Genomic DNA, 3,661 nt, shown 5'->3' on the forward strand with positions numbered 1-3,661 from the left:
CTCTGCAGCAGGGCGGCCGCGGTGATCTCGCGGCCGGTGACGACGCCGCGGTACAGCAGCGCCGGCAGCCCGCGGACCGCGAGCAGCGCCGCGAGCAGCACGGGGACGAGCCCGAGGGTGCCGGGGTCGTCCAGCAGCGCGTCGAGGTCGAGCAGGTCGCCCTGTGCGACTTCCACGGCAGCGGGGAAGCTCGCCTTTGAAGGATCACGCGTAAGCACGCGGACCTTGGCGCTGCGCTGGACGAGTTGATCGACGACATGGCGGCCGACGCGGCCGGTGGCGCCAGTAACGAGAATGGTCATGGGATTGTCTCCGGGTTGGGTTGCTTGACACCCGGAATATGAATGGATCAATTTCGACCCAATAGACGCTGAATTTGAACAGAGCGTCTCATAGGTGGGACACTCATGGATCTTCTCGCGCTTGCCGATTTCAACCTGGTGGCCCGTCATGGCGGCTTCGGCAAAGCGGCACGCGCGACCCACCGGCCCAAGGCGACGCTGTCGCGCCGTGTCGCCGAGCTGGAAGCCGGTCTCGGCTTGCGTCTGCTCGAACGCGGCGGTCGCGTTTTGAAGCTCACCGAGGAAGGTCGCGCCCTCTTCGAACGGACCGGAGCGCTTCTGACGGAGTTGGAGGAGACGACGAAGGCCATCGCCTCCGGCGGCGAGAAGCCGCGCGGCAGGCTGCGCATCAGCGCTCCGCTGCTCTTCTCCCAGACAGCAATGGGAAAAATCGCCGCCGGTTTCGCTCTCAAATATCCGGAGGTGCGGCTCGAGGTCAGCACGGAAGACCGCGCCGTCGATATGATCGAGGAGGGTTTCGATCTGGTGATCCGGGTCAATCCGGATCCGGATGAGAGCCTGGTCGGGCGAGCGTTCCTGCGCGACCGACTGGTGGTCACGGCAAGTCCTGAACTCGCGAAGCCAGCCGGAAACCTCGCCGTACCTGCTGTCGTACGCTCGGCCAACGATCGCCAGCCCTGGTCCGTCAAGACATCTGCCGGCCTGTCCAAAATCGCGGTAGAGCCGGTCCTCGCCCTGTCATCGCTCATCATGATCCGGGACGCGGTGCGGGCCGGCGTCGGCGCCGGCCGTCTTCCGATCTCGCTGGTGAGCCACGATTTAGCCGATGGCACGCTGGTGCGTTGGGGAGACATCGACGGGCCGGAGATTGTCCTTTGGACGCTCTACCCATCCAGGCGCTTATTGAGCGCACGGGTATCCGCGTTCCTGGACTATCTGAAACAGGCCTTCCCTACGGGGACGCCCGATGAATTGGCGGCATTTATCGGCAACTGAAGCTGCAAGTATAGGCGTTCGGCATTATCGGCCATCGGGATGATCTCCGACCATACTAGACACCGAGAAATGGGCCTCGGTGACCTCGTCGATGACTGTTCCTACGATAAAAGAGAGGGCGTGCTATGCTGACTGTTGTCAGGTCACTAGCGAACGCGGAAGCGGTGGCGCAGTGGGCTCGGTCGGAAGGTTTTGCTGACATCGTTCCACGCAATTGGCACGTCACCCTCGCCAGAACCTACGAAGCGGTCGATCTTTCGATGCTGCGGCCGGACCCCACAATGCTGATTGTCGAGGCGTCGGAGGACCGGGTCATTACGCGAATGGGAGGAATTATCGCCTTGTTGTTTGGGTCCGTCGCGCTCGCCGCCCGTCATCGCGAGTTCCGGGACGCGGGTGCTGATTGGGCACATCCGAATTTTCGTCCGCATGTCACCATTGCCGTTGACGATCGGCGAGACCTCGGCGGCATCGTTGCGTTCGCTGATGATCTCGTGTTTGGAGGCGAAATCTGGTCTCCTCCAGGATTGGGATAGCCGGTTGGTGTGCCGGTCGACCGTCATCGCATAGTAATGTGAAACGAGGCGGCGCTCACGCGCCGCCGAACTTCCAGACCGGGATACCGAGCTTCCTGGCTTTGTCGGCAAGGTTGTCGTGGATGCCGGTGCCCGGGAAGTGCATTACGCCCTTCGGCACGATCTCCAGGATGTCATCGTTACGCTTGAAGGGCGCAGCCCGGCCGTGCTTGGTCCAGTCGGGCGCAAAGCCGATCTGCGGGACATTGCGGTTCTTCGCCCAGAGGGACGCGATCTTCTCGGCGCCCCTCGGCGACTTGCCGTGGATCAGCACCATGTCGGGGTGCTTCTCGTGAACCTGGTCGAGCTTGGCCCAGATCAGCCGGTGATCATCGAAGTCGAGCCCGCCGGTGACGACGATCTTCGGACCCGGTGGCAGGAGCACTTCCTGGTCGGCGCGCTTCTTCGCCATCAGGAAATCGCGGCTATCGATCATCGCTGAAGTTAGATTGCGATGGTTGACCTTCGATCCGCTGCGCGGGAGCCAATGCTTGCCGACATAGCGTTCGTAGTGTTCGGCGGCCTGGTCGCGCATCAGCTCGAAGGCGTTCTGGCGCTCGATCAGGGTCATGCCCTCGGCGATCAGGCGCTCCAGTTCGACCGACTTCACCTCGCTGCCGTCCTGTTCGCGCTGCGCCCGCTTCTGGGCCTGCTCGTTGTCGTCCAGTTCCCGGCCGATCCGGTCGGTGGCCCGGTGGAAGACGTTGGTGGTCGACCAAAGGAGATCGTCGAGGTCGGGTTCGAGGCGGGTGTCCTCCAGGGTGCCGATCAGGACGTCGAAGATGTCGGCGATCGCGCCCGCGACCTGATTGCCGTCGGGCAGAAGCCGCTGGTCGGGCTCGTCGGCGAAGGGGCGGTAGCCGTGGAGCTGGAGTTCGTTGAGAACATGGTTGGTGGCTGAGGATTCGTGGTGTGGTTCGTAGTCGTCGTGATCGCGCATGGGATGCTCCGTCGGTTGGACCGCGACCGTCGCGGCCTTCATGGCGACGAAGCCCACGGGCCGGATGGCCGGGCACCCGGAGCGCAAGCGCAGGGCTCGATGGCTAAGGCCGGCTATTTTGCCTCGCGATGGAAAGCGGCCTTCAGGCCGCGCCGGAAAATAGTCGGCCGCCGCCATTGCCCGGCTGGCTGGCTTGTGGGCCGATCGCCCCCTCGAAGGCCGAGACGCGGTCCCCCTCCGACGGATTGACGCATCCGCCGAGCATGGCGACGACCCGCACGCCCGTTCTCCTACCGGCTATGCCGCTAACGCCGTGAAGCGAGCGACGTCCTGCGGCGCGACCTGCAACCGGGCTTCCATGCGCAGCGCGTCCAGGCCGAGGGAGCGCAGATCCTCGTTGAAGTCGCCTAAGCTCGGCGAGATGACGATCGCCTCGATCCCGGCCGCGTTCGCCCGTTCGATCAAGCTATCGCGCGCGCCGTCGCCGGCCGGATCGTTGTCGCGGACGATGTAGAGCCGCCGCAGCGTGTCGGGGAACAGGACGGCGGCGAGATGGGCCGCCGAGAGCGCCGCCAGCATCGGCATGTCGGGAAGGACCTGGCGGAGCGACAGGACGGTCTCGATGCCTTCACCGGCCGCCATCACCTCGCTGTCGATGCCGAAGCGCACCGCGTTTCCAAGAAGATCGCCCATTGCCCGCCTCGGCGTGTCGATCGGCGCCTTGTCGCGTCGGCGGGGATCGAGCCATGTGCGATGTGCCCCGGTAATCCTCCCGTCGAGGTCAGTGACGGCCGCGATCATCGCCGGCCAGGTTTCGGTCGGCGAATGCTCGTCGGGCCGATAGTAGC

Annotated in this window: 6 protein-coding genes; 2 read left to right on the forward strand and 4 right to left on the reverse strand. The window is 64.5% G+C overall.

From position 1 onward, the window contains the following. Positions 1–302 (reverse strand): NAD(P)H-binding protein (locus tag JHD07_RS29485; protein ID WP_291628547.1); only part of this gene is annotated, 302 nt, incomplete at its 3' end. A gap of 105 nt (positions 303–407) precedes the next feature. On the opposite strand from JHD07_RS29485, the gene JHD07_RS29490 reads away from it, so the two are divergent. Together JHD07_RS29490 and JHD07_RS29495 are read left to right on the forward strand one after the other, a co-directional pair. Beyond that, on the forward strand, positions 408–1,298 hold the full coding sequence (locus tag JHD07_RS29490; RefSeq protein WP_291628549.1) for a LysR family transcriptional regulator: 891 nt from the start codon (positions 408–410) through the stop codon (positions 1,296–1,298). Positions 1,299–1,423: 125 nt separating this feature from the next. Next, positions 1,424–1,834: a hypothetical protein gene (locus JHD07_RS29495; RefSeq protein ID WP_291628551.1), complete on the forward strand. Its 411-nt coding sequence runs from the start codon at positions 1,424–1,426 to the stop codon at positions 1,832–1,834. A 55-nt stretch (positions 1,835–1,889) separates the two neighbouring features. Here JHD07_RS29495 and JHD07_RS29500 read toward each other — a convergent pair whose 3' ends face one another. The 3 genes from JHD07_RS29500 to JHD07_RS29510 form a co-directional block, all read right to left on the reverse strand. Continuing rightward, positions 1,890–2,813 carry a DUF2493 domain-containing protein gene (locus tag JHD07_RS29500; RefSeq protein WP_291628553.1) on the reverse strand — a complete coding sequence of 308 codons (924 nt, stop codon included), beginning with the start codon at positions 2,811–2,813 and terminating at the stop codon, positions 1,890–1,892. Positions 2,814–2,955: 142 nt separating this feature from the next. Next, the gene (locus tag JHD07_RS29505) at positions 2,956–3,093 is read right to left on the reverse strand and encodes a hypothetical protein (RefSeq protein WP_291628555.1); all 138 of its coding nucleotides are present in this window, start codon (positions 3,091–3,093) and stop codon (positions 2,956–2,958) included. A 17-nt stretch (positions 3,094–3,110) separates the two neighbouring features. Then, positions 3,111–3,661: toprim domain-containing protein (locus JHD07_RS29510; protein WP_291628557.1), on the reverse strand; the 551-nt coding region annotated here is incomplete at its 5' end.

It is taken from the genome of Bradyrhizobium sp., from assembly GCF_016462955.1.
GTDB lineage: Bacteria > Pseudomonadota > Alphaproteobacteria > Rhizobiales > Xanthobacteraceae > Bradyrhizobium.